The 25,973-nt window shown below is 56.7% G+C and carries 21 protein-coding genes; 12 read left to right on the plus strand and 9 right to left on the minus strand.

Annotated features, from left to right (window positions below; genetic code table 11):
* The first annotated feature begins 4 nt into the window (after positions 1 to 4).
* From VV088_RS15230 to VV088_RS15270, 9 genes are all read left to right on the plus strand, one after another.
* A complete protein-coding gene (locus VV088_RS15230; RefSeq protein WP_334601563.1) occupies positions 5 to 424 on the plus strand; it encodes a very short patch repair endonuclease in 420 nt (139 codons plus the stop codon).
* 32 nt (positions 425 to 456) lie between these two features.
* Positions 457 to 1,197 carry a TIGR02391 family protein gene (locus VV088_RS15235; RefSeq protein WP_334601564.1) on the plus strand — a complete coding sequence of 247 codons (741 nt, stop codon included), beginning with the start codon at positions 457 to 459 and terminating at the stop codon, positions 1,195 to 1,197.
* A 72-nt stretch (positions 1,198 to 1,269) separates the two neighbouring features.
* A complete protein-coding gene (locus tag VV088_RS15240; protein ID WP_334601565.1) occupies positions 1,270 to 2,745 on the plus strand; it encodes a hypothetical protein in 1,476 nt (491 codons plus the stop codon).
* Between the two features lie 402 nt (positions 2,746 to 3,147).
* The gene (locus tag VV088_RS15245; protein WP_297312451.1) at positions 3,148 to 5,187 is read left to right on the plus strand and encodes a methyl-accepting chemotaxis protein; all 2,040 of its coding nucleotides are present in this window, start codon (positions 3,148 to 3,150) and stop codon (positions 5,185 to 5,187) included.
* Entirely contained in the window at positions 5,184 to 5,627 is a 444-nt protein-coding gene (locus VV088_RS15250; protein WP_160569973.1) for an FMN-binding protein, read from the plus strand. Before VV088_RS15245 ends, VV088_RS15250 begins: the two co-directional genes overlap by 4 nt.
* Before the next feature lie 740 nt (positions 5,628 to 6,367).
* Positions 6,368 to 6,673 carry a plasmid mobilization protein gene (locus VV088_RS15255; protein WP_304634586.1) on the plus strand — a complete coding sequence of 102 codons (306 nt, stop codon included), beginning with the start codon at positions 6,368 to 6,370 and terminating at the stop codon, positions 6,671 to 6,673.
* Positions 6,660 to 8,051 (plus strand): relaxase/mobilization nuclease domain-containing protein, encoded by a 1,392-nt coding sequence (locus VV088_RS15260; protein WP_325305220.1) that lies wholly within the window; start codon positions 6,660 to 6,662, stop codon positions 8,049 to 8,051. The genes VV088_RS15255 and VV088_RS15260 overlap by 14 nt, the downstream gene beginning before the upstream one ends.
* The gene (locus VV088_RS15265) at positions 8,039 to 8,308 is read left to right on the plus strand and encodes a transposon-encoded TnpW family protein (RefSeq protein ID WP_300879201.1); all 270 of its coding nucleotides are present in this window, start codon (positions 8,039 to 8,041) and stop codon (positions 8,306 to 8,308) included. Before VV088_RS15260 ends, VV088_RS15265 begins: the two co-directional genes overlap by 13 nt.
* Before the next feature lie 83 nt (positions 8,309 to 8,391).
* Positions 8,392 to 10,077, plus strand: a complete 1,686-nt coding sequence (locus tag VV088_RS15270; protein ID WP_295758511.1) for a recombinase family protein — start codon at positions 8,392 to 8,394, stop codon at positions 10,075 to 10,077.
* 118 nt (positions 10,078 to 10,195) lie between these two features.
* Here VV088_RS15270 and VV088_RS15275 read toward each other — a convergent pair whose 3' ends face one another.
* Positions 10,196 to 15,058 (minus strand): S-layer homology domain-containing protein, encoded by a 4,863-nt coding sequence (locus VV088_RS15275; RefSeq protein WP_334601569.1) that lies wholly within the window; start codon positions 15,056 to 15,058, stop codon positions 10,196 to 10,198.
* Positions 15,059 to 15,488: 430 nt separating this feature from the next.
* Between VV088_RS15275 and VV088_RS15280 the strand changes: the two genes are divergently transcribed.
* Genes VV088_RS15280 through VV088_RS15290 form a run of 3 tightly spaced genes read left to right on the plus strand, consistent with a single transcriptional unit; the run spans position 15,489 to position 18,097 of the window.
* Positions 15,489 to 16,544, plus strand: a complete 1,056-nt coding sequence (locus VV088_RS15280) for an AbrB family transcriptional regulator (protein ID WP_334601570.1) — start codon at positions 15,489 to 15,491, stop codon at positions 16,542 to 16,544.
* A 21-nt stretch (positions 16,545 to 16,565) separates the two neighbouring features.
* Positions 16,566 to 17,588 carry a [citrate (pro-3S)-lyase] ligase gene (citC, locus tag VV088_RS15285; RefSeq protein ID WP_334601571.1) on the plus strand — a complete coding sequence of 341 codons (1,023 nt, stop codon included), beginning with the start codon at positions 16,566 to 16,568 and terminating at the stop codon, positions 17,586 to 17,588.
* Positions 17,585 to 18,097: a citrate lyase holo-[acyl-carrier protein] synthase gene (locus tag VV088_RS15290; RefSeq protein WP_334601572.1), complete on the plus strand. Its 513-nt coding sequence runs from the start codon at positions 17,585 to 17,587 to the stop codon at positions 18,095 to 18,097. The genes citC and VV088_RS15290 overlap by 4 nt, the downstream gene beginning before the upstream one ends.
* A gap of 47 nt (positions 18,098 to 18,144) precedes the next feature.
* On the opposite strand, the gene VV088_RS15295 is transcribed toward VV088_RS15290, so the two are convergent.
* The 8 genes from VV088_RS15295 to VV088_RS15330 all read right to left on the minus strand — a co-directional run bounded on the left by VV088_RS15295 (position 18,145) and on the right by VV088_RS15330 (position 25,696).
* Positions 18,145 to 18,840 (minus strand): RraA family protein, encoded by a 696-nt coding sequence (locus VV088_RS15295; protein ID WP_334601573.1) that lies wholly within the window; start codon positions 18,838 to 18,840, stop codon positions 18,145 to 18,147.
* A 4-nt stretch (positions 18,841 to 18,844) separates the two neighbouring features.
* Positions 18,845 to 19,834: a 2-hydroxyacid dehydrogenase gene (locus tag VV088_RS15300; protein ID WP_334601574.1), complete on the minus strand. Its 990-nt coding sequence runs from the start codon at positions 19,832 to 19,834 to the stop codon at positions 18,845 to 18,847.
* Between the two features lie 43 nt (positions 19,835 to 19,877).
* Positions 19,878 to 21,410, minus strand: coding sequence for a citrate lyase subunit alpha (citF, locus tag VV088_RS15305; protein WP_334601575.1), 1,533 nt, complete (start codon positions 21,408 to 21,410; stop codon positions 19,878 to 19,880).
* A gap of 5 nt (positions 21,411 to 21,415) precedes the next feature.
* Positions 21,416 to 22,312 carry an HpcH/HpaI aldolase/citrate lyase family protein gene (locus VV088_RS15310; protein ID WP_334601576.1) on the minus strand — a complete coding sequence of 299 codons (897 nt, stop codon included), beginning with the start codon at positions 22,310 to 22,312 and terminating at the stop codon, positions 21,416 to 21,418.
* Positions 22,302 to 22,616, minus strand: a complete 315-nt coding sequence (citD, locus tag VV088_RS15315; RefSeq protein ID WP_334601578.1) for a citrate lyase acyl carrier protein — start codon at positions 22,614 to 22,616, stop codon at positions 22,302 to 22,304. The genes VV088_RS15310 and citD overlap by 11 nt, the downstream gene beginning before the upstream one ends.
* A gap of 22 nt (positions 22,617 to 22,638) precedes the next feature.
* A complete protein-coding gene (locus VV088_RS15320; protein ID WP_334601580.1) occupies positions 22,639 to 24,135 on the minus strand; it encodes a tripartite tricarboxylate transporter permease in 1,497 nt (498 codons plus the stop codon).
* Positions 24,136 to 24,150: 15 nt separating this feature from the next.
* Entirely contained in the window at positions 24,151 to 24,591 is a 441-nt protein-coding gene (locus VV088_RS15325) for a tripartite tricarboxylate transporter TctB family protein (protein WP_334601581.1), read from the minus strand.
* 85 nt (positions 24,592 to 24,676) lie between these two features.
* Complete coding sequence (locus VV088_RS15330) at positions 24,677 to 25,696, minus strand: Bug family tripartite tricarboxylate transporter substrate binding protein (RefSeq protein WP_334601582.1); 1,020 nt, start codon at positions 25,694 to 25,696, stop codon at positions 24,677 to 24,679.
* Between the last annotated feature and the right edge of the window lie 277 nt (positions 25,697 to 25,973).

Genomic DNA, 25,973 nt, shown 5'->3' on the forward strand with positions numbered 1-25,973 from the left:
TGCTGTGGCGGACGTGTTTGATAAGGGAAAACGCTCTGATATTATGCGGCAAGTCAAATCGAAGAAGAATAAATCTACGGAACTTCGCCTAATCGAAATATTCAAGCAGAATGGTATTACTGGTTGGCGGCGGAATTATCCTGTCAAGGGCCATCCTGATTTTGTGTTTCCGAAGCAAAAAATAGCGGTATTTGTAGACGGCTGTTTCTGGCATGGGCACGATTGCCGCAATACTCGTCCCGCAGATCACCAAGAATATTGGCAAAAGAAGCGTGAACGGAATATAAATCACGATCAGGAAGTTACTGCTATGTTTGAGGCGCGAGGATGGACGGTATTGCGGATTTGGGAGTGCGAACTAAAGAAGAAGAATACTAACATTTTAATGCTTAAAATGGCCGCTCTATTAAAAACTTGCTCTTAAGAGAAATAATATAAAACGCAGGGAGAATGAATGTGGACATAAATAGAATAAACACTGTGTGCTGTTGGATGCGGAATTTATCAAATCAGCCAAATATTTTGAATATGCCGGTTTCTACTTCAGATGTAACAAATATCCGAGAAGGACTTCTCGTTGTTGCTAAAGATATTGAGCGTGAGCAACCTTTCCTTAGCAATCAGTTGATGACGATCAAAAATAGACTGTTTAGAGAAGTTCCCGTAAGTTGGAATATCATTCATATTTACATAAATCCATTTGCCTTTGGGCAAGAGATTGAAGTGTTGGATATACTGTTAGCACAAAATCTCAATGGACAAGGTGATTGGTGGCAATTTATCCATCCTAAAATAGCAGAAGTATCAAAAAAGTTATTTTTAGATGGTAGTTATGCAAACGCGGCTTGTGATGCGTTTATTGAAATAAACGATAGAGTAAAAAGGCTTTTTCAGGTGGTAAAACCTGGAGAGAAAATACCTGATGGCGATTCCGCAATGAAAACAGTATTTTCTGCAAACACTCCTTTGATCGAATTTTGTGATCGTTCTGCCGACTCTGGAGTCAACACACAAAAAGGTTTTATGGAGATGCTTGCAGGAGCGATGTCAGCTTTGCGCAATCCTAAAGCTCACGCCAATATTCCAATTGAACAAGAAGACGCTATGCGCCGCTTAATATTTGCAAGTATGCTGATGTATAAAATTGATGAAGCGGTGCTTTATTCAAAGATAATAGAACCTCTAAAGCCGCAGTAACCGCCAAATCAGTGGATTAAATCGCATCTAAATATAGGGTAGTTAGATAATCGGTTGGGGGAGGGAAAACTTGTGGAAGAACTTAAAATTTATTTTTCCGATTTTTTCAATGTGGATGAGGATATTATTGAATCTTATGGTGCTGTGAATATTTCTCTGATAAATGATATGCCCCTCTTTGTAGACCCATTCCTGTTATTTAATAGTGAGAAACCAGAATATCAACAAATTCATGCTGAGATTATTCGCTATTTATTGTTTTTGCAACAGCAGGCCGGAAACTATGACACACCACCTAAAGGTATGTTATCGTCGTGGTATTTATTTTCAGAGGTGAAGCAGACATGGTTGGGCTTTAGCTTGGATGGAAATGGAGGACGTGGATTAGGGAAGGACTTTGCCGAAAACTTGTTTTTGGGGCTCAGAACAATTTTTAGAGAATTTGGCAAAGAGCGAATAACTAAGAGTTCACATTTAGAGAAGCTATGTTTGATTAGCCCATTAGTTGGCCGAGATAAAATCAGCGACTTTACAACGAATTTTGCGAAAAAATATCTATTAGACTATACGATGGCATTTGCAAGAGAAAACTTGTCTCCATCGCAGTGTAAAACACTTTGTGTCCCAAAAGTTGAATTTAACTATGAAACAAAAACTTGGAAATCAAAAGAATATACCTTGCCTTATTGCAATAACGACTACGTTTTACTCACTCCATGTGATTTGCTGACTCGGGATGAAACTTTTATAAACCGGACAGATATGTTAGGCAATCTTCAGAACATTGCTCCCTCGGTTGAAGATGCAGCACTTCGATTTGAATTAAATCAATACTTTGCCGAAGTTCTTTCAAAAAAGCAAAAAGAACTGCCCAGAACGGAAAAGGATCGGATTGCCACAGAGTTGATTCGTTCACATCCTGAATTAATTGACTATTATATTAAATATAAGGAAGATAATGAAGAAAAAGCAACTTCTATTAGCATTCAGGCCGTCCAAGAAGTCAGGATGCTATTTAATACTCAACTCCAAGAACTTGCACAATGTTTGAATGCTCGAACAGCGTTTTATAAAATTAATGCTAATTCCCATGATGAAGCGTATCAGCGAGTTCAGTTTTTAAAAGATGTCATTGAGAACATGGACGGGTATCGTTTGTTTTATCTGAACGGTCATCCTCTTAAGCGTGAAAACGACCTCCAGATTATGTATCGTTTAGTTTGGTATGCAACAGATTTTGATGTAAACCGTGAAGTTAATAATGGTCGCGGTCCAGTTGATTTTAAAATTTCAAAAGGAAGCAAAGATGCGACATTGGTTGAGTTTAAATTGGCATCCAATTCAAAGTTAAAAAAGAATTTAGAAAATCAAGTCGAGGTATACAAAAAAGCTAACGGGACAGAGCGTGCAATAAAAGTCATCCTATTTTTCAGTGACGCAGAATTGGAAAAGGTTACACGAATTCTCAATGAACTTGGTATTGCTGGATGTCCTGATATCGTGCTGATTGATGCCAGAGATAATAAATTATCAGCTTCAAATGTTTAATTATAGCAATCATCAGAATTGCTGGCAAATGTAGGGCGGGACGACCTCGGCCCGCCGTCCTGCCGCAAACGGCGCACCGGGTCGTCGCGCCCTACGGAGCGCCTCTGTCAGCAATTTTGGATCCTGCTATAGCATATTATGTACCAGGCCAACAATAAATAAGATAAAAAACCGTCCTGTTGAATTTGTCATCCAGCAGGGCGGTTAATATATAGTCGACGAACTTGAGGAGAGATAAAAAGGGGGGGAGGAAAAAGGCACTTCCATTTCCCATAAATTTATGCTATACTGATTCAAGTCAATTGCTGCCAGTCCAGCCAGGCGTGATGTCCGCGGGAAGGGTACAAGAGGCTTTTATTCTGTCTACTGACAAAAATCATCAGGAAAAGGAGCGACTGAAACGTGGCAGGAAAGCAGGGGGATTCCCTCGGCGGACGGGGGATAAAGCGGAGCCTGAACAGAAGGATATTGAGAAACACCACCCTCAACATTCTGATTTTGGTGGTCATATGCTGTGTCATTATGGCCCTTTCCCTTCAGTCACTGGCCAACAACATTTTACTGGACAGCCTTCAGCCGATGGCCCGGCAGTCGGCAAAGACGGTGGAGGCCAACATCCACATGCTGGCGGACCGCATGATGACCATTGCCGGCGACCCCCGGATGAGCACGGTGGCCGCCGCCGATCCGGAGGGGGCGGGGGCTCCGCGCCCCGACGCCGTAGCGACCGCGGCGAACCGCATGGCGGTGCTGGAGGAAGCGGCGGAGATCTATGAGTTTCATACGGTTGCTCTTTACGGACTGGACGGCCGGCTGCTCCAGGGGATCGACGGCGCGCCGGAACGCCTGGACGGCGATTTCTTCACCCTTTTGAAGGAGACGGACAATCTGACCACCGACTCCACCACTGTCTACCAGGGCAAGCTGGGGGTCACTATGGGGATGCCAGTGAAGGAGGACGGCGAAACCGCCTTCTACGTAATGGGCATCTACAAATACGACACCCTCAACGACGTAATCAGCAGCATCAACATCGGGCGCAGCGGCATGGCCTTCATGGCCAACCGGGAGGGCATCGTCACCGGCCACCCGGACCAGGGGCTGGTGCTCAGCGGCAGCACGCTGGCCCAGCTCAGCGGCGGCAGCGGGAAGGCTGTGGAGCGGGTGGCCACTGGGGAGACAGGGGCCACGGAGTTCTCCATCGATGGGCGGAAAATGCTGGTGGCCTTCTCCCCCATTCGGGGGACGCAGTGGTCGCTGGTGATCCAGATTCCCAAGTCGGATTACAACCATTTCATCAACTGGGCGATGGCCGTGTCGGTCATGGCCACTCTGGTGGGGCTGGCCGTCTCCATCCTGCTGATCCTGCGCTTTGCCCGGTCCATTTCCCGCCCGGTGAAGCGGGTCACCGACCGGATGGTGGCCCTCTCCGGCGGCGACCTGCATACGGAGGTGCTCCCTGTTGACACCGGCGACGAGCTGGAGGTCATGACTCAGACCCTGGACGCCACCCTGGAAAGCATGAACCGGTACATATCCGACATCCAGCAGGTGCTGACCCACGTGGCCGGCGGCGACCTGCGCACCGACCCCCAGGTGGACTACAAGGGGGACTTTGTGCTCATCCGCGCCAGCCTGTGCACCATCACCCAGTCGATGAACGAAACACTCCTCGGGTTCCGGGCCGCCGCCGACCGGCTCACCGCCATGGCGGAGCAGCTGAGCGGCCAGTCGGCCCAGCTGCACCAGGCTTCACTGGAACAGAACCAGTCCACCGAGGAGCTGGTCAGCGAGGTGGCCCACGTGAAGGAGCGGCTGGCCGACGTGACGGAGAGCAGCGGCCAGACCCGCGCCCAGACGGAGGAGATCACCCGGCGCATCCAGAGCGCCAACGAGCAGATGTCCGCCCTCTCCTCCGCCATGGACGACATCAGCGGCAACGCCCAGCAGATCACAAAAATCGCGAAGGCCATCGAGGATATCGCCTTCCAGACCAACATCCTGTCCCTCAACGCTTCGGTGGAGGCGGCCCGGGCGGGTGCCGCCGGAAAGGGCTTCGCCGTTGTGGCCAACGAGGTGAAGCAGCTGGCCGCCAAGAGCGCGGAAGCCGCCAAGAGCGCCACCAACATGGTCAACAACACCAAGGCCATCATCCAGACCGGCGTGGAGCTGACCGCTGATACCGCCGGCTCCCTCCGGGCGATTTCCGACGTGTCCGACCAGATCAACACCATCTCGGACCAGCTGGCGGCAGCGGTACAGGGCCAGGAGACGGCCCTGGCCGTTATGGAGGAGCGGATCGCCGCCATCTCCGGCATCGCGGACCGCAACCTCCAGAACGCCGGGGAGACGGAGCTGTCCAGCAGCTCGCTGGCCAAGGAGGCCGAGTCCCTCCAGGCCCAGGTGCGTAAATTTATCTTGAAGGAGAAGTGCGGCACATGAAACGGATTTTCGCCATGCTTTTGAGCCTGCTGATGACGGCGGCGCTGCTGACAGCCTGCGGGGGCCAGGCGGGGCTCCAGGACGGGTACTATACCGCCCAGATGTCCCAGTTCAGCCACGGCTGGAAGGAATACATCACCATTCTGGTGAAGGGCGGCAGCATTATCTCGGTGGAGTACAACGCAGAGAACGCCAGCGGCTTTATTAAGAGCTGGGACAACGCCTATATGCAGAACATGCTCCACTCCAACGGCACCTACCCCAACGAGTACACCCGCTATTACGCGGGCCAGCTTCTGGAGGGGCAGGGCGAGGGCGTGATCGACGCGATTTCGGGGGCCACCTCCTCCCACAGTACCTTCCAGATGCTGGCGCAGGCCGTTTTGGAGCAGGCCCGGAAGGGCGACTCCAGCATTGTGACGGTAGAAGCTGCCCACTGAGAAGCTGTACTATAGCAATCAACAAAATGCGTAACACTCAGTAGGGGCGGATATCATCCGCCCGCAAGGTGACACGGCACAGCCCTTCCGGACGGGCGGGTAATACCCGCCCCTACAAAATCATTGTCGGTAATTTAGACGACTGCTATAGTTTTCATTATAAATTGTCATGCTGACGACAAACATTGCACGACTTGCAAAAATCTTTCCAATCTGTATTGACAAACACCAGTTCTATATGTTAAACTAAAAATCCCATTTGATGGGCGAACTGAATACGGCTTTTGAGCCGGTACATAGACAACCACACAAGAACCCCAGCGAGAGGAAAACTCCCGCTGGGGTTGGTGCGTCTGTGTACCGGCTTCTTTTTTGCCCTGACAACAGAATGACCGTCCGAGAGTGATAATTACGCTAAGACCTTCCAACCCAGGGAGCGAGCGAGACAACGCCGTTGAAAGGGGGCGGAACACTCCTGGATAGAACGGCAAACAATATAACGGCAGAATTGCCGTCACCCAGCCAACCGAAACCAACGATGACGGCAGAACTGCCGTCACTGAATCTATTTGTCCCCCAACGCTCCGCAGAAAAGAAGCCGCCAAACGACACCCCGCTACCCTGTCTTGTGGGGTAGCGAGCATAGCTTTTGTGTTGCCGGGGGCACCCCAAAAGCGGGCGGCACCTTTTGCCGAGAGGGGTTCTACCCCTATCACCCCGGCCAGAAAGGAGCGGATCAAATGACCGACAGAAAGAGAACGACAGCCATCCAGGTGCGGGTGACCGAGCGGGAAAAGCGGAAGCTGGAGCGTCAGGCCAAGCGGTGCGGCCTGTCCCTGTCCGGGTATCTCCGGCGGGTGGGCGCTGGGAAACCTGCGGCGGTGTTCCCCAGCCAGCGGTTTCATGCCCTCTATCAGCGGGTGAATTTCCTGCGGGATAACCTCACCACCCAGCCCATAGAGCGGACAGCAGCCCAACTGGATGAGTTGGCGGGGGAAATTCTAAACGCTTATACCAGCGAGGGAACGGACGATGGCGGTAACTAAAATTTGGCCTGTCAAAGACAGTCTGGCCCGTGTAGTGGACTATGCCCAAAACCCGGATAAGACTATTTACTCAGATTTACAACAGGTTCTCCATTACGCCGTCAACGAGGAAAAGACCGTTGAGGGCGAGGAACGGACCATGTTTGTCACCGGCGTGAACTGTAACCGGGATACCGCTTTTCAGGAAATGCAGGTGGTCAAGGAGCGGTTTGGCAAGACAGGCGGTAACGTGGCCTACCACGCCTACCAAAGTTTCAAACCCGGTGAGGTCACCCCGGAGCTGTGCCACCAGCTTGGGGTAGAACTGGCAAAGCGGATGTGGGGCGATGAGTACCAAGTGCTTGTCGCCACCCACTTCAACACTGGCACCTATCATAACCACTTTGTTGTTAATTCCGTGGGCCTGTGGGACGGCAGGAAATTCAACTGCGGCAAACGGGCCTACTATCAGTTTCGCCAGTTATCGGACGATTTATGCAGGGAATACCAGCTTTCCACCATCAAAAATCCGAAAAGGAAAACACCCCGGAGCATTTACTTTGCTGAAAAGAATGGGGAACCCACCAAGTACAACCTCATGCGGGAAGCCCTGGACGCCGCCCTCAAGGTCAGCGTGGACGGAAACGACCTGCGAAAAGCCCTCCGGGAGCAAGGCTACGAACTGGACGCCAACCCTGCCCGCAAATACGCCACCCTGCGGCGGATTGGGAGTAAAAAGGCGGTGCGGCTGTACCGACTGGGTGAGGAATACGACCTCCCGGCCCTCCGGGAGCGGATCGAGGAAAACCGCCAGCGGTATGCCTATGACCTGGGCTATCAGCGGTACAAGCCTGTGCCTGTCCAGTGCCCCCAGCCCAAACGTCTGCGGTTAAAAGGCTTTTTCAGCACAGTGAAGAAAGTCGGCGGTTTCCGTGGGCTGTATCTCCACTATTGCTACTGTTTAGGTATTCTCCCCAAAGGTAGCAAACGCCGCCCTCTCTCCCCGGAACTGCGGGAGGAGTGCCGCCGTCTGGACAGTATCAGCCGTCAGGCGCAGTTGATTTGCCGGGAAAAGCTGGACACAGCGGAAGATATAACGGACTTTATCAGCGGAAAACAGGCTGAAATAAAGGAATTGGGGGACGCCCGCCGGAAGTTCTACAACCGTCTGCGCCGCTGTGACGATGGAGTGGAGGTTGCCCAAATCAAGGCTCAACGTGACCGGCTGACGGCGGCGATGGCCGTCTGCCGAAAGGACATTAAAGCTGCTGAAGGTGTACTTTCCCGGAGCGACCGGCTGAAAGAGAATTTGAAGCTGGAGAAGAAAATGCAGGCCCTGCGTATGGGCCGCACTCAGGATAAGTATCAAAGAAGGAGCGTTGCCAGATGGCCACGATAATACTTGAATTGACCGAAAAGGAAGCAAAAATATATGATGAAGCGATGAAAAAGGCTGATGAAACAGCAGTGTTTCTTGCCGGACTGTCCCACGCTGACCGGCTGGACTGGCTGAAAAAGCGCCAATACCCCCGCCCCATCAGCTTTGAGCGGGAGATCGGCGGCACCGTCTACACCGTCAACGCCCATTTCAGCGAGGACGCTGAAACCGCAGACGAGAAAGTAAATCGTATCCTCAGCCGAAATATCGCACTGTAAAGTGTTGAAGTCTTGCGCCGGATGTGGTATGATAGTGATACCCTGCAATTCATATCACATCCGGCTACGGAAAGGAGCGTATTTTGAAAAAGAAGCAGCCAAATAATCAGAGAATTACAGCATTATATGCCAGATTGTCCCGTGACGATGAAAAAGAGGGTATCTCAGGCAGCATCCAGAATCAAAGGGCCATTTTGGAGAAATTCGCCAGTGATAACTGTCTGCCTAACCCAAGATTTTTCTTTGATGACGGCTACTCAGGTGTTTCGTTCACAAGACCGGCCTTTATGGAAATCATGGAACTGGCTGAACAGGGGCTTGTGGCAAATCTCGTTGTAAAAGACCACTCCCGGCTGGGCCGGAACCGCCTTGTGGTGGGCCAGCTTCTGGAAGAAGATTTTGTACGGTTGAATGTGCGGTACATCGCCATCATGGACAACATCGACACCTCCAATGGGGTCAGCGATATCGTTCCCATGCAGGATTTATTCAACGAATGGCACGCAAAAAATACCAGCGATAAGGTACGCCGTGTCATGCAGAGCCGTGGCAACGCCGGGATACCACTCACTACTAACCCACCTTTTGGGTACAAGAAAGACCCGGAGGACAAAAACAAATGGCTGGTGGATGAGCCAGCGGCAGAGGTAGTTCGGCGAATTTTCCAAATGTGCATTAGCGGCCTGGGGCCAACCCAGATCGCCAAGCGGCTGAAAGCTGGCAGTGTGCTGACGCCCAGCGAATACCAGCGCAGTGTCGGTGTAAATTGCCCAACCAAACTCCCCGAGTATCCGCACAAATGGTGTTCTCACACAGTAGCGGAAATTCTGGACAGACAGGAGTATGTGGGTGATACAGTGAATTTCCGCACCTACCGCCAGTCATTCAAGCAGAAAAAGCAGTTGGACAGGCCGCAGGAGGAATGGAAAATCTTCACCGACACCCATCCCGCTATCATTGATCGGGAAACCTTTGCCCTTGTCCAAAATCTCCGTCAGCACCGCCGCAGACCTACAAGGACGGGCGCTGTGAGTATGTTCTCCGGGCTTCTCTACTGCTCCGACTGCGGCAGTAAGCTGGGGTACAGCGCCACCAACAACTACAAGCGAGAGCAAGCCTATTTTTTCTGTTCCGGCTACCGTAAAAATACCGACCTGTGTTCCGCTCACTACATTCGGGAGAGGGTTGTGGAACAGCTTGTCCTTGAGGGACTGCAAAGACTCTTATGGTATGTCCAGGTCTATGAAAAGCGGTTTGCCCAGGAGCAAATGGAGCGGTTTGGCCTGCAAGAGAAAAAGGAACTGTCTGCCAGAAGCCGGGAGTTGGACAAAGCTAAACAGCGAGTGTCAGAGATTGACCGTATCATTCAAAAGATCTACGAGGATTTGACCAAGGGACTGCTTACCGAGGAACGTTTTGCCACGCTGACGGTATCGCTGGAAAATGAGCAGAAGCAGTTGAAAGCGGCAATCCCTGAGATGGAGGCCACTCTGGACGCAACCACGGATAAGGCTGCTGACTTGCAGCGGTTCATTGAGCGGGCCAGACAGGTGACCCAGCTGACGGAGTTAACACCTGAGATCGTCCATGAATTCATTGATAAGATCGTGGTATCCAAGCCGGAGAAGATAGATGGCAAGCGGCATCAGCGGGTAGATATCTATTACAACACTATTGGCCTTTGGACAGCGCCGGAACCGGAAACGCTGGAACAGGAATATATGGCCTATTATCAGGCCATGCAGAAGCGTAGGAAAAAGACAGCGTAGCCGAAGCTACGCCGTCCAAATAGGTAACTTGTCGTTTACGGCCCCCGGTTGGGGCAACTTCCTTACGGGAGTTGCCCCAAGCCCGGGGTCTTGCATTTCCTCTCGCGCAGGATAATCTTTACTGAGCTACAGCGGCAAGAGTAACGGTCAAAGTAACATCCTCACCAGTGGGGGTCACCTTGATAGTAACGGTCTTAGCGTCAGCAGCCTTCCACTCGTAGCCAGTCACAATATCGGCCACATCAGCGAAGTTAGTGTAGTCAACACCGGTGGCAGCAGCAACAGTTGCACCAGTGGTACCTTCGACCTTCGCCTGCAGCTTCTTGCCAGTATCGGCCATGGTCTTGTCTGTGCTGATCTTCAGGTTGATGGCCAACTCGCCAACATCTTTCTTCACATACTGGGTAGTGGTAACAGTAAATCCATCAGACGCATTCTTGGGTTCGCCGCTCACAGTGCCGCTATCCAGCATAGTCGCGGGACTGTTTGTCGCATCATTCGCAACAGTCGTGGTCAGCTTGATATAGCCCTTTCCGCCATTGGTATCAATCACATCACCAGCAGTCAAAGCATTAGTGGTATCGCTGGCCTTCTGAGCAGAAACATCATTGTTTGTGGCGGTGACCTTGACATAGTAGTCGCCCAAAGCGGTCACTTCAGCAGTGGTCTTAACCTTAGCCAGAAGCTCACCAGTCTTGAGTGCAGTACTGTCTGCAGCAACATAATCGCTTCCATCAACAGTAGCCCAGAACAGGCCAGTGTTGTTAATGGTCACATTACTCACCGGAACCTCAAGGCTTCTGCCATTCTTGGTCAAAATCAGAACATCATTGCCAACGAAATCGGTATCTGCCTTAGCAGTCATGCCAGCCACCTTTTCATTGATCCACTTGGCTGCAAATTCTACCTTCTTAGCATCCGTGTCAAGAGTAGTAGGAGCCTCAGCGGTCAGCAGATTTACTTTGGTATTAGCAGCTGTACCATCGCTCTCAACAAAGCCGTGCGAAACAACGATCTTGTTGGTCTTGACCGCCGCAATAGCAACATTGCATGTGGGCATTGCGAAGGCGTAAACGCCCTGAGCGGCCAAGGTGCTATTCACAGTAATTGCAGGAGAAACAGCAGCCTGCGGGAAGACATCCATGTTGTAGATATTGGAAGCTACAAGGCCATTGCTGGCAGCCAGCGCATCCGCGCCAGCGGAGCGGACCAAGACGAACTTGCCAGGCTCGACCTCACTGAGGGAGGAAGCCCAACCAGTGGCAGGGATAGCATCAGAGCCGGGGACTGCATCAACCATGATGAACTCGATGGCATCATCAGCCTTGGACACCACACTATACTTCTCCGTCTCAGGCGGCTCGGTAACGGTCACGCCCTTGATGGTGACAATGACCTTTTCGCCGCCCTTGGCGTAGATCTTGCTGAAGTTCACATCGGTGCTGTCGGTCAGAGCATCAGTGAGCTTGGTGCTGTCGCCAGTTGCGACCGCAGCGCCAGTGATGGCGTAAGTGGCATCAGCGCCAACGGTCTGATTGCCGGTCGCCTTGAACTGGAAGCCGAACGCAGCACCGGTGTTAGCCAGAGCCATCTTGTCAGCCGCAGCACTGGAACCACCAGCGGCCTTGATGTTCGCCGCATCGATCTCGGTGCCGTCCTCGTACTGATACTCAACAGCTGCGTAAGTCCACTTCACGCCGCTGATCACAGCCTTGAGCTTGGTGCTATCGATCCGCCCCTCATTGATGGCGTTCTTCATATCGCTCACCGAAGCGCTCTTAACAGTGTAGGAGAAGTTGCTTGCGGTGGTAGACGCATCGAAGTCGCCCTCATCCAAGACCTTGATCACGCCCTTATCATCGCTGATGGTGACAGTGAAGTCGACCTCGGTATTGTCATTCACCGCAGCCCAATCAGGAGCCGTGAAGGTAACATTCATGGAGACGTCACCCAGGCGGGTAGTGCTGATGGAGCCGTAGGTGCGGCCATTGGGATTAATCGGCTCACCATTCGCCGCATCGACGTTGCCAGTCAGCGTGTTGTCGCCGTTATCCTTGCCGTTAACGGGAGTGTTGTCATAGAAGAACACCCACTGGGCCACGCCCTTGGTGTCCAGCACGGCGGCCACGATGCCGCTGAACTGCTTCAGGTCGCCGCTGGAGCTGTTGGTGCTGGGGTCGCGGTCAGCATCCTGGAGCGCGCTGAAGGCCTCAGCCACGGAACCGTAGGAGTACACCTTGCGCTCGTTGTTGATCTCGCGGCTGATAAAGGCGGGCGCTTCCTTGGCAAACAGCAGGCCCATGTCGTTGGTGTCGATGTGAGCGCCGTAGTGCAGGGAGCGGCCGCTCAGAGCGATGTCGGTGTAGTACAGGTTGGCGTTATAGGGGGTGGCGCTGCCATTCATACCGGCTACGCTGCCCAAGGCGGCCGCGCCATAGCGGGCCTGAAGGCCAAAGCCGTTGCCGCCGACGTCGATCAGGTAGGCGTTGTAGTCGGCGTGATCCTGAGAATCGCCCTCAGTGCTGATGAAGTCGAAGTTGGTGTAGATCTTGTCGCTCTCGTAGCCGCCGGAAACAGTGGCGGTCTCGATCTCGCTGGACGCGCTGGTGCGGCTGTTGGGCAGGTCACGGATGGTGACCACGTTGCCGTCGGCGTTCAGGACCAGCTCCTGAATGGTGCCAGCCTTCAGCTTCGTAACGGTGTTGTTGAAGCGGTCCTCCACGGTCATGGTCTGCTTCTTGCCGCCCATGATGGCCTCGAACTCCCAGTAGTGGACGCCGTCCTCATAGCGCTCGGCGTTGGTCTTGCCCAGAATATAGGCGTAGTTGTCAGCGATGCCCTCGGCCTCGCCCAGGACGACGGCGGCGATGATGAAGCTGTCCTCATCATACACAGCGTGGACCCAGTCGTTCTGGCCGTAGACCAGCTTCACTTCCTGGATGCCGGTGTAGATGCCGGTGACCTCGTCGATGCCCAGGTAGTCGTCGTCGCGGTCCACATCGCCCATGTTCACGGTGATATAGGCGGACTCGTCCTCGCCGTAGGAGTAACCGGTGCCCTTGCGGCCGGTGGGAACCAGACGGACGTTGGAGGTGTCGATGGTGGCGTCCGCGGCGTTGTCGTTCTGCTGATAGGTGTAGCGCTCAGCAGGAGTCAGGGTGTAGATGTCATCGCGGAGGGTGTAGCTGTACCACATCTCCTCGTGATTCTGGCCGGGAGCCGCCCACGCAGTATAGTTTTCGTCGCCGCGGCTTGCGATGTTTTCATTGGTGGACTTCACATTGACCTTGATGTTCTTCATGGTGCCGTCGGTGAAGATGGCATTGGCAGTGGCCGTGCTCACGGCGATGGAGCTCTCGGGCCGGTCATAGCCGGTGATGAAGACATACTGATCCTTGCCGGAATACAGCTCGGCGCCGATGAAGTTGCCGTACTGATCCAGATAGATGTTGTAGGTCTTGTCCACCAGCAGGTCCTTGTTGTAGTCGTTCAGGGTGGTGGCCTTGTAGTAGGCGTTCACGTTGTTTTTGTACTCGGTGCCGTCGGTGGTGATGGACTTGATGCGGGTACCCTCCTGGGGATAGGTGCTGTTGTCCTCCTCATTGTCCATGCTGAACCGGGTGACGGTCCGGTCAGTGAGGATCTCCACATCCATCATATCGACAACCGTCTTGTTTTCGGCCTCCTTGCTGGCGTCAGCCCAGTTGACCAGGACCCAGTCATCGCGCTTGATGTTGGCGATGCTGGCCATGTCCTCCAGGTCGACCAGCTTGGAGATGCCGCTGGCGCTGTTGTAGACGGTGAGGGAGAGGGTCTCGCTCTCGGAGCTGTAGTCGCTGTTGGCCTTGGCCAGGTAGGTGTTGATGGACACGATGGTGATGCGGTCATTATCGTTGTCCAGATAGACCTCGGTCAGCACGCCCCGGGCAGAGTCGTTCACCGCCTTGGTGTTGGAACGGACCAGCTCCGTCTTGGCAACGCCGTTCTCCGCACCGTCCAGGTAGGAGTCCAGGTCGTTGTCGCGGATGGTGGTCTGGCCCAGCAGCTCATACAGGTCGCGGCCGGAAACCGCAGCGGTGTAGGTACCGCCGTTTACCAGCAGTTCCTTCTTGGCGTAGGTGCCGACCTCGCCGCCGTTGTACTTCCAGGTGCGGGCGGGACGGCCAAAGACGTCGATGTCGTCGTTGACCAGCTCCAGCTTGCCGTCGTACAGCCGCTCGCCCAGCTCCACGATCCAGCCGTCGTTGTAGGAGCCGACGGAGGTAGCGCGCGTGGTGCTGATGGCGGAAGCGAAGATCTTGTCGCTGGTGACGCTGACGTAGTTCACCTTGCCGGTGTACACAGTGCCGTCGGGGGTGGTCAGGTTGATGGTGTTGCCGTCAGGCTCCACAACCGCGGACTGCAGGGCATTCAGCACCATCTGCGCCACCTGATTACGGGTCATGGGAGCAGTGGCGCTGGAACCGACGCCGTCAAAGATGCCGATGGTGGTGCCCAGACGGACGGTGGAGACTTCAAAGCCGTCGGCATAGTCGTTGCTGTACTTGAAGTAGCCCAGAGCACGCATCATCATGGATGCGGCTTCCACGGCGGTGACGGTGGCGGCGGGATCGTAGATGCCATCGCCGCGGCCGGACACGATGCCGTTGGCGGCAGCAGCGCCGACCCAGCCTCTGGCCCAGTCATAGACGCCGGCGACGTCGGTGAAGGGGCAGACCGCTTCATAGTAGTTGTAGTCCAGGTTGAGCAGCTTGCCCATAACAACGGCCATCTCGGCGCGGCTCACGGAGTCGCCGGGACGGAAGTTGCCGTTCTCGTCGCCGACCATTACGCCGACCGACTGCACAACCTCAATGGCCTCGACGTTGTCATCCTCGGCAACATCGGGGTAGCCCACAGCCGCACTGCTGCCGACGACCATCATGCCCAGAAGCATAACGGAAGCCAGAGTCAGGCTGAGGGCCCGCTTCAGGTTTCTCATTCGGATTTCCTCCTTTAATTTTGTTCGGCCTGAGAGGGGCCGGATCTTGGGCTGGACGCGTCCTGCTTCGGACATTTGGTAGACCCCGTAAGTCTGAGCAAAGGTTCCGAATATTCTGCGTTTTGCCCAAAATTTTCGAGGTTTTTCGACGCTTCCCTCCGGCCACCGCCGTGTCACGCCACTTACAGGCGGTTTTGCGTTGTAAAAACGGGATGTAATTCAAAGAAACAAGCGGTTTCGATGTAAAAAAGTTTGGGCGGTAGAGATCTGGTAGACGTCCGGAAATGCAGACCGCCCCGAACCTCCTGCGGCGCAGGAGGTTCGGGGCGGTTTTGGTAGGCGTTTGGTAGACTTGGGCAAGCAAAAATATGCGAATAGATGTGGACCAGTCCGGCGCATTGTGTTATAATAAATGAACTAAAAAAGAGGAATGATCACCATTTTCAACTTATCTCTCACATTTTTGACCGCTCTGGTTGGAGGCGCATTGCTGTTCAAGCTCAAAGTCCCAGGGGGGATGATGGTGGGCGCGATCGTGTCGGTGATGATCCTAAGCATCACCAGCGGCGCTGCCTATATGCCCTCTCTGGCCAAGGCGGCGGCACAATGTCTGGCTGGCGCGTTCATTGCCTGCGGGATCGGCCGCAATGATTTGAAAAATATCTCCAAGCTGAGAGGTCCTCTGCTGGTGCTTTTGCTCTCTCTGCTGCTTGTCAATCTGGTCCTGGGCTTTCTGATCTGGCTGTGCAGTCCGCTGGACATGCTGACCGCTATGCTGTGCGCGGTGCCAGGCGGAATGAGCGACACACCGATCATCGCGGCGGACCTGGGCGCTGACGCGGGCAAGGTGGCCATTCTGCAGTTTGTCCGCATGTCAGCCGGGATCGGGATATTCCCCTCGCTGATTCTGCTCCTCTCAAGGGACGAGGCCGGCTCCTCTGCGGAGGTCTCTCAAAGCACCCAAGAGAACGGCGGCAGAGAATCCCGCCGCGTGCCAGCATTTCTCATGACCCTTGCCGCGGCTTTTTGCTTCGGCGGCTTGGGAAAGCTGTCCGGCATCCCGGCGGGCACGCTGGTGTTTGCCATGTTCGGCGTGATCGCCCTTAAGCTTTTAACCGGCTGTGCCTATCTGCCCATATACGCCAAGCGGCTGGCTCAGGTGCTGTCTGGCGCTTACATTGGCTGCGGGATCAGCGGGACGGATCTGCTGGAATTGAATCACCTGATCCTCCCCGCAATTTTGATCCTGGCAGGGTATTTTTTGAACAGCATTCTGACCGGCCGCCTGCTGCGAAGACTGTTTGGCTTTCCGCTCCGTGCCGCAATGCTGATCGCCACCCCGGCGGGAGCCAGCGATATGGCGCTGATTTCCTCCGATCTGGGGGTGGAGAGCAGAGAGGTCATTGAGCTGCAAATCATCCGTATGGTGCTGGTGATCTCGATTTTTCCGCAGATCATTGTGGCGGTCTCCGGATGCTTCCGGTGACCGTCTTGGAGGGAGGACATCATGTACACTGAACGAAAAATCCGTCTGGAGGATGCGCTCCCACTGCTGGAGCGGTGCGGCCTTACCCGGTCCAACCAGGCTCCTCAGTATACGGTGGGGATCTACGAGGAGGACGGGGAAGAGCTGTTGGCCACCGGCTCACTGGTGGGCAGCATGCTGCAGATGCTGGCGGTAGACCCGGACCGGCAGGGGGAGGATCTTCTGGCCAAGCTGGTCACCCATCTTCTCCGGGAGGCGTTCCAACAAGGAATCTGTCAGGTTTATCTGTTTACCAGATATGAAAAGCAAGCCTTTTTTCAGGGGCTGGGCTTCTCGTTGGTGGCGGACGTCCCCGGCAAGGCCGCCCTGCTGGAGTGGGGTCAGGAGGGAATCCAGACCTACTGCCGCCGCCTGCGCGCTCAGGTCCCCCCTGCTGAGGGCTCCACTGGGGCACTGGTGATGAACTGCAACCCCTTTACACTGGGACATCGGTACCTGATCGAGCAGGCCGCCAACCTCTGTGACCGGGTGGTGGTTCTGGCGGTGGAGGAGGACCTGTCCCTGTTTCCCTTTGAAGTCCGGCTCTCGCTGCTTCGGCAGGGGACGGCGGACCTGCCGAAGGTCACCGTGATCCCGGGCGGACGGTATGTAATCTCTTCCCTCACCTTCCCCTCCTATTTTACGAAGGCTCAAGAGCTGGCGGAAGTCCAGGCGTCTCTCGACGCGGAGGTTTTCCGCCGGCATCTGGTCCCCGCACTGGGCATCCAGTACCGCTTTTTGGGGACGGAACCTCTGTCTCCCGTCACACAGCTCTACAACCAGGTCGTGACCCGCACCTTGGAGCCAGTGGGGGTCTCCGTCCGCCTGATCCCGCGGCTGGAAGTGGAGGGCGAACCGGTCAGCGCCTCCCGAGTGCGGGCGCTGCTGGGCGAGGGGCGTATGGAAGCCATCCGTCCGCTGGTTCCCCACTGCACCTGGCAGTACCTGAACAGCCCGGACTGCAGCGGTATCCGCCGGCGTCTCCGAGAGGGGGCGGAACTGTGAGCGAATTTGACCGGCAGCTTGCCCAGATCCTGGAGGCCAGGGAGGAACGCTGGGGCAAGCGGCAGTTTTATGCGGCACGCTTTCCTGCGCTGCTGTCTATGACGGCCTGCATCCCCATGCCACTGCGGGCGGACCAGGCGGTGGAGCTTTGGTTCACCCGCGCCTCATCCAGGACGCTGGAATTTTTGACGGAGAGGGGGCAAATCCTGGAGCTTCTGGAGCAGGATACCAGTCCTGACGGCCCCTGGCTGATTGCCGGAGCCCTCCAGTCCCCTCGGGAGCTGAAGAAACTCTGCGTGCTGGCGGAGGAGTTCTTTCCCGACGGGCGGCTTCTGGATCTGGATGTCACCGCCCAGGGAGGCGGTGCAGTCAGCCGCCGGGACCTGGGGCTTCCCCCGCGGCGCTGCCTGCTCTGCGGCCGCCCGGCGGCGGAGTGCGCCTCCAGAGCGGCTCACCTCCGGGAAGAGGTCCTGGCCAAGGCCCAGAGCATCCTGGACAACGCACAATAAAACCTCCGCTCCTGTCACAAGACAGGGAGCGGAGGTTTTTTCTTGCATCAGCCGTTGTTCAGCATGTCCAGCACCCAGGCGGGGGCCAGTTCAGGGCGTTCCGTTCCGGCCTGGACGGCGGCGCGGTAGGCGGAGATGGTCTCCTCCCGTTTCTCCTCATAAGCCTTCTTCTCTTCCGCCTTGGACAGCACTTCCTCGATCCGGTCCCGGGGGACCACGGTGACGCCGTCGTAATCGCCCACCACCAGGTCGCCCGGCGAGACGGTGATCCCGCCGCAGCGGACAGGCAGATTGATCTCGCCGGGGTCCTGTTTGCCGGGACCTCTCTGCATAAAGCCACGGGCAAACACGGGCATGCCCAGTTCAATGCAGCCCGCCCGGTCCCGGACATATCCGTCGCAGATCATCCCCTCATATCCGATGGCGCTGGCAGCGCCCATAATGAGGTCGCCAAAATATGCCTTGTCCGGACAGCCCTTGCCATCAATGACCATGACGTAGCCGGGCTTTCCGCTGTAAGTGGCCACATGAATGGGGAAGTTGTCGCCGTCCCTGGTGTCCACCGTCATAGCGGTGCCTACCACCCGCATATGCAGATCAACAGGCAGAATGCCGGCATCCATACAGCCATCATTCGGGATACCAAGGCCCTTCATTCCGTCCGCCAGCTGGGCGGCATTGAGCTGCCTGGCCCGCTGGATGACTTTGTCCGGCAGGAGCTCCGGCATTGGATGGATTGCCATATCATCAGTCCTCCGTTTCTGGTTTGGTCTGGAGCAGCGCCGCGTTCACCAGGTCCCGGCGGCGCAGGGGCAGCCCCTGGTCAAATCGCTGGATGTTCTCAAAGCAGCGGGCGATCATGTTGACATCGTTGTCCGCCGTGTTTCCCCCAATATGGGGCGTTACCACCACATTCTCCATCTGGTAGAAGGGGCAGTCCTCTCCCGGCGGCTCAGCGCAGAAGGCGTCCAGCCCGGCCCCCATCAGCTTTCCGTGCTCCAGAGCCTGGACCAGGGCCTGCTCGTCAACGATCTCCCCCCGGGCCGTGTTGATCAAGACGGCTCCGTCCTTCATTTTGGCGAACTCCTGGGCGCCCAGCATCCCCCGGGTCTGCTCCGTCAGGGGCACATGGAGGCTGAGGATGTCGGAGGTGGCCAGGAGCTCATCCAGCGCCACATAGCGGATGTTCAGCTCCCTGGCCTGCTGCTCCGGAATGGGGTACATATCGTAATACTGAACCTGTGCGCCAAACCCCTGGACAATGCGGGCCACCCTGCGCCCGATGTTGCCCAGGCCAAGCAGCCCCACCGTCTTCCCCTGCAGGAGGAAGGACCGGTTGGAGAACTCGTTTTTGGCCCAGATGTTCTGCTTCAGCTTGGCGTTGGCCGCAAGGAGGTGGCGGCAGACCGCCAGCATATGCAGCACCGCCAGCTCCGCTACCGGCTGGGCGTTGATCCCGGCGCAGATGGCCACAGGGATGTCCCGCCGGCTGATGCCGGGGATATCCAGCGTGTCATACCCTGCGCCCCATTTTTGAATGAAGCGCAGCCGGCCGGCCTCCGCCAAATCGCTGCCGTCCAGACGGACGGTGCGGATGATGATGCTGTCGGCCTCCTTCAGCTTGCCGTAGTCCTCGGGGCCGGGGACGTCGAACATTTCATAGCCCTCCGGGAGCATTTCGTACAGCAGCTTCCGGGTGGCGGGGTTGTATGGCCCTGTCAGGGCGATTTGTTTCATAGTCTTCCCTCCTGCAACGAGCCTTCCGTAACCGGGGGCCCGATTATGGTTCCAGCTGGCGAATTACGTCGATGATAGAGCCATCCCGGTATTCCACCAGCGCCACCACGCGGTCTGTGCAGCGGATGGGCTTCGGTACGCCAGTGATGGTCTCCGCCATCCGTTTCATGTCCTCGATGGTGTACTGCTTGACCGGGCAGCTTTTCAGCGACTCCTGCAGCATATTCCAGCTGCGGTGCCTGGGGTTCAGGGCCACCCCCATCTCAGTCACCACGGCGGCAACCGTTTCGCCGGGAGTACACAGGGTAAACACCTGATCCACGATGGAGGGGGTCCGTCCTCGGAACAGCGGCAGCGCCAGGATGGGCACCGCCGCTCCTGCCGCAGTGTCCGGCCCGCCGCCCAGTCCACCCAGCATCTCGCCGCTGGAGCCGGTGAGGATGTTGACGTTGAACTTGACGTCCACCTCCAGAGCCGCCAGCACCACAATGTCCAGCCGGTTGACCATGGCGCCCTTGTTGTGGGGGTTGGCATAGCGGTCCACGCCGCATTCCACGATCCGGCTGTCAGTGAGCATGGCCTTGGCGGCCACCGCGTCGAAGGACTGCACCGCCTCAATATAGCCTACCCTGCCCTCTTTCAGCAGCTCCACAATGCCAGAGGTCACCCCTCCCAGCGCAAAGCCGGCCCGTATGTTCCGCTCTGCCATGTGCCGGCCGATGTAGTTGGTGCAGGCGATGGGGATGGCTCCGGCTCCGGTCTGGAAGGAGAAGCCGTCCTGAAACAGGCCGCAGTGGGCAATCACATCCGAGGTGTTTTTGGCAATCAGCAGGTCCCGGGGATTGCGGGTCAGCCGTGCCGCCCCCCGCCCGATCAGGGCGCTGTCACCAATCTCCGCCAGCTGCACCACCATGTCCACCTGCTCCTGGGGGATGACTGCCGGCGTACAGGGATAGGGGACGATGGTATCCGTGATGGCGATCACCGTTTTGCCGTACTGGGCGTCGATGTGGCTGTAGCCCAAGGCTCCGCAGGCGTTGTCACCCACAACGCCGTTGGCGTTGCCGTACTCGTCCGCGGCGGACACACCGATAAAGGCCACATCAATGGTCAGCTCCCCGGCCCGGATCGCCCGGGGCCGGGCGCCATGGGGCCGGAGGGTGACCGGTTGTTTCAGCGCGCCGGCAATCACCGCGTCCCCCAGCTCTCCCCGGATGCCGCTGGCCTCCACCCGGTCGATGACCCCTGTCTCCACAAAGTGGACGATGGAGGGATGTTTCAGATTGACCACCGCGCTGGGCGCAAACCGCAGGCCCCGGATTCCCAGCTCCTCGATTGCGGTGAGCACCTGGCCTACGATCTTGTCTCCCTCCCGGAAGTGGTGGTGGAAGGAGATGGTCATGCCGTCCTTCAGTCCGGCCTCTAAAATGGCGTCCCGCAGACTGGGCCGAATCTTGCTGCCGCCGTCAAACCCGGTCCTGCCGGTGGCAGGGTTGGTCCGGGCGAAGGGTCCCTCATAGGGGACCAGGGTGCGCCCGCCTGCCTGGTCCGGCAGAACGGTCCCATTGCTTGTCATGCCCATCAATCCTCACCCCCGTCCCATTTTCCCGTGGCCCTGGCCAGGGCCAGCGTGCGCTCGGCCCGCTCCACCACGGGCAGGTCAATCATCTTGCCGTCCAGGGCAATCACGCCGGAGTGATGCGCGTTGGCCTCTTGGATGGCCTCAAAAATCCGGACGGCCTTCCGAATCTCCTGGTCTGTGGGGGTAAAGATGCCATTGATCACATCCACCTGCCGGGGGTGGATGGCCAGCTTACCGTCATAGCCCAGGGTTTTGATGGCCATCGTGTCGGCAATCAGGCCCTCCTCGTCGTTGACATCGGCAAAGATGGTGTCCAGGGCCTGGATACCGGCGGCCCGTGCGGCCAGAGCGATGGCGCTTCGGGCATAGAACAGCTCGCTCCCCTCCCGGGTGCGGGTGGTTTTCATGCTGGCCGTAAAGTCCTCGCCGCCCAGCCCGATGGCCACCAGCCGGGGGGAACTGGCGGCGATGTCCCGGGCGTTGAGCACCCCCGCCGCCGTCTCGATAGACGCCATAATGCCCGTGCTCCCCTCCGGAATGCCGGCATCCCGCTCGATGCGGCTGATCGCGTCACATACGGCCTGAACATTGGCGGGCGACTCGCACTTGGGCACCCGGATCAGGTCGGGCTTCGCCCGGACGATGGCCTCCAGGTCCTGAAGACCGAAGGGTGTGTCCAGCCCGTTGATCCGGACCACCAGCTCTACATCGGTCAGCCGGGGCCGGTGCAGGGTATTGAACACCAGGAACCGGGCGCTGTCCTTCTCGGCAACCGATACGGAGTCCTCCAGGTCGTAGACCAGGAAATCCGCCCGGTAGAAGGGCGCCAGCGTCATGTTGGAGGGGTTGGAGGCACTGGCGTACAGGCCGGTGCGCCGCAGCCGGTCACGGTTCATCCCAGCCAGCCCCCCCTCTGTCCCAGTCAAACTGGTCCGCCTCGGCGGCCCGGTAGATGGCCGTCTGGACGCGGGAGAGGATCACATGGTCCAGCGCTCCCCGGTCCACAATGTGCAGGGATACGTCCTGGACGTCCATGATCCGGGCTGCCCGTCTGGCCGTTTCCAGGATGGAGTCTCCAAACTGGGTCTTCAGGACGCTCTCCAGATCCACCTGGACCCCGCCCTGAGGATTGGGCCGGGCAGTGACCATGGCGTCTCCAGACTCCAGGCCGCCTGCGCGGCCCTCCTTTTTCAAAATCATTCCGATCAACACTTCCTCTAACTCATTCAGCCTTTTTCTTCTTCAGATACTTTTTGGCCACGCTGTAGACCGCCACGCCTATGATGAACAGGAAGATCACCAGGCTCACCGGACGGGTCAGGAAGATCATATAGCTGCCCCGGGAGAGCATCAGGGACTGGCGGAAGTAGCTCTCCGTCAGCGGAGCCAATACCACGGAGAGGATCAGGGGGCCGGCGGGGTACTTCAGCTTTTTGACAAAGTAGCCGAACACACCAAACAGCAGGACCAGCCACACACCAAAGAAATTATAGTTCAGCGCGTAGGCGCCCACACAGCAGAACACCAGCACCAGTGGGGAGAGATTCTTGGATATGAACCGGATCAGGTTGACAAAGAGAGGGATCATCAGCACATTGGAGAACAGCAGGAAGAGATTGGCCATGCACAGCGCCGCAATCATCTGCCAGACAATGTCGCCGGATTTGACCATCAGTAGCGGGCCGGGGGTCATGCCGAACATGATCAGCACCCCCAGGAAGATGGCCGTGCCGCCAGATCCAGGGATGCCCAGTGCCAGCAGAGGGACCAGCGCACCGGGGACGGAGGCGTTGTTGGCAGCCTCCGGAGAGGCCAGCCCCTCCTCAGCGCCCTTGCCGAAGCGCTCGGGAGTCTTGGAGATCTTCTTCTCAGTGGCATAGGCCAGGAAGGTGGCGATGGTGCCGCCGGCGCCGGGCAGGATGCCCACCACCGTGCCAATCAGCGAGCCGCGGAACATGGCGGGCAGCGTCTTTTTGATGAGCTTTGCGCCGGGGATGTACTCGCTCATCTTAAAGCTGGGCTTGCCCAGATCCAGACGGACCTCCTGCTCCACATTGAAAAACACCTCGCCCAGGCCATACATGCCGATGATGACAAAGACAAACTCGATGCCCTCCAGCAGCTGCGGCGTGAAGGCCCAGCGCACATAGCCGGAGATGTAGTCCGCACCCACCATACCGATGACAAAGCCGACCGCGGTCATCATCACCGCCTTCAGCAGAGAGCCGTCAGTCAGCAGCGAGATGGTGGCCAGACCCAACAGCATCAGCATGAAATACTCCGGCGCGCCAAAGTTGATGACCAGGTTGGAGATCACCGGCGCCAGGAAGATCAGCACCAGCAGTCCGAAGGTGCCGCCAATGAAGGAGGCAATGGCGGAGAGGCCCATTGCCTGGCCGCCCCGGCCCTGCTGCATCATGGGATAGCCGTCCGCCGCAGTCATAATGGCGGGGGCGTCGCCAGGGGTGTTGATCAGGATGGCGGTAATACGCCCGCCGTACATGGTGCCCATATAGACGCCCACCAGCAGAGACAACGCCTGGTCCACCGGCAGGGTGAAGGTGAGCGGGATCATCAGGGCAATCCCGGCGGAGGGCCCCAGTCCGGGCAGGGCGCCCACCACAGTGCCCACAATGGAGCCCAGCGCGATGATCAGAAGGTTTGCCGCCGTAAGGAGGGACGCCGCCCCCTGGGCCAGAGATACTAACGATTCGATCATGATCCGTCCCTCCTCTTACAAGAAATTGAAGATGGTGATGGGGATGTTCAGCCACAGGCCGAAGATGGCCCACACCACTGCAGCTGTGGCCAGGGCAACGCCAAGCCCTTCCAGCAGCGGATGCCGCTCCACCGCAAAAATGATATAGAAGGTGAAGACCGCTACGGAAGAGATAATGCCCAGATGCTCCATCAGCAGAACGAAGGCCACCAGGCCCACCAGATAGAGGCCCAGGCGGGTCAGCGCACGCTTGCTCAGGTGGATGTCGGCGGTGGATTTGTCAAAGATGAACAGCAGTACGCAGCAGACGATAATAACCACCAGCATGACCGTCGGCAAAAAGCCGGGGCCGATGGTGTATTGGGACTGGAGCGGCCAGCTCAGGGACTGACTCAGCAGAAATCCGCTGATCAGAGCCATCGCCAGCAAAAAAAGCCGGTTACTGGAGAGCTTCATGTAGTTTCCTCCCATAAACATGCAAAGATAAAATTTGAATGTGGAGGAGCGGCAGACCGCCGCTCCTCCACAGATCGTCCGGAACTTAGATCAGGCCCATTTCTCTCATAGAGGTCTCATACTCCGTGTTCAGGGTATCCAGGTAAGCCTTAAAGTCGTCGCCGGTCAGCAGGTTCTTCTGCACACCGTTGGGGATCAAATAATCGTTCTCCCAGGCGTCGGTCTCGCTGAGGCGGGTAAAGAGGTCAATATAGTACGCCTTAGCCTCCTCCGACATATTGGCGGGGCCGGCTACGCCGCGAAACACACCCAGCTCGATGGCATAGCCCTGCTCCTTCATGGTGGGGATGTCAGGCAGCTGGCTGTTGCGCTCGCCGGTGGCGATGCCCAGCGCCACAAAGTCGCCGGTGGACAGATAGTCGCCGCAGGAGTTTACGTTGGTGCTGATGGCGTCCACCTGGCTGCCCAGCAGGGCGGTGACCAGCTCGCCGTCGCCCTGATAGGGGATATAGTTCAGGTCTGCGCCGGAGGTGTCCTTCAGCTTGTTCACAACGATGTTGTCGATGGAGCCGGTGCCGGTGCCGCCCACCGTGCGGGGTGCGGAGAGCAGATCACTCATGGAGGTGATGCCGGAGTCGCCCCGGACAACAATGACCTCGGGGTCCAGGCCGAAGCAAACCAGAGGGGTGAAGTCCTCATAGGTCAGGCCGGTGTCGGTGGACAGAGGGGTGGTGAGGAAGGAGGAGGTGACGCACATCACATAGTAGTCCTCACCGGCATGGCCGTTGACGTAGGCCATGCCCACAGCGCCGGAGCCGCCGTCTTTATTGACCACGTTCATATTGGCGCCGGGAGCCAGATTCTTCTCGTTGATGATCTTCAGCGCGGTGCGGAGCATAATGTCGTGCCCGCCGCCCGGACCGTAGGCGGCCACCAGCTCGATGGGCCGCTCAGGGAACGAGCTGGCCGTGCCGGAGCTGGAAGCGGGTGTGCTGGAGGCGGGTGTGGAGGCGGCGGGTTTGGAGGTGCTGGAGTTGCCGCCGCTGCAGGCAGCCAGACTCATGGTCACAGCCATTGCAAGCACAAGGGTCAAAAGCTTTTTCATAGAAAATCCTCCTCTTAGTAAAATAATGGATGCAGTTCGTTCCGCTGAATGGGCCGTCACGTCTTGGCGGAAGCTAAGGGGATCCGCCTGAGAAGCCCCAAAGCTTTTTCGTCGATCCTGTCCCTCCAGCGTTATGATTATTGTAACGATTTTCTTCAATAATGTAAAGATCGTTTCATTTACTTGCAGTTTTTTGTCGCTTTACTCAATTTGAAAGTGGTCTATTGTGCGAAATTATATGAAAATCTTGACATTGTCCTCAAAATTATGATAAAAT

This window comes from Lawsonibacter sp. JLR.KK007 (assembly GCF_036941135.1).
Taxonomy (GTDB): Bacteria; Bacillota; Clostridia; order Oscillospirales; family Oscillospiraceae; genus Lawsonibacter.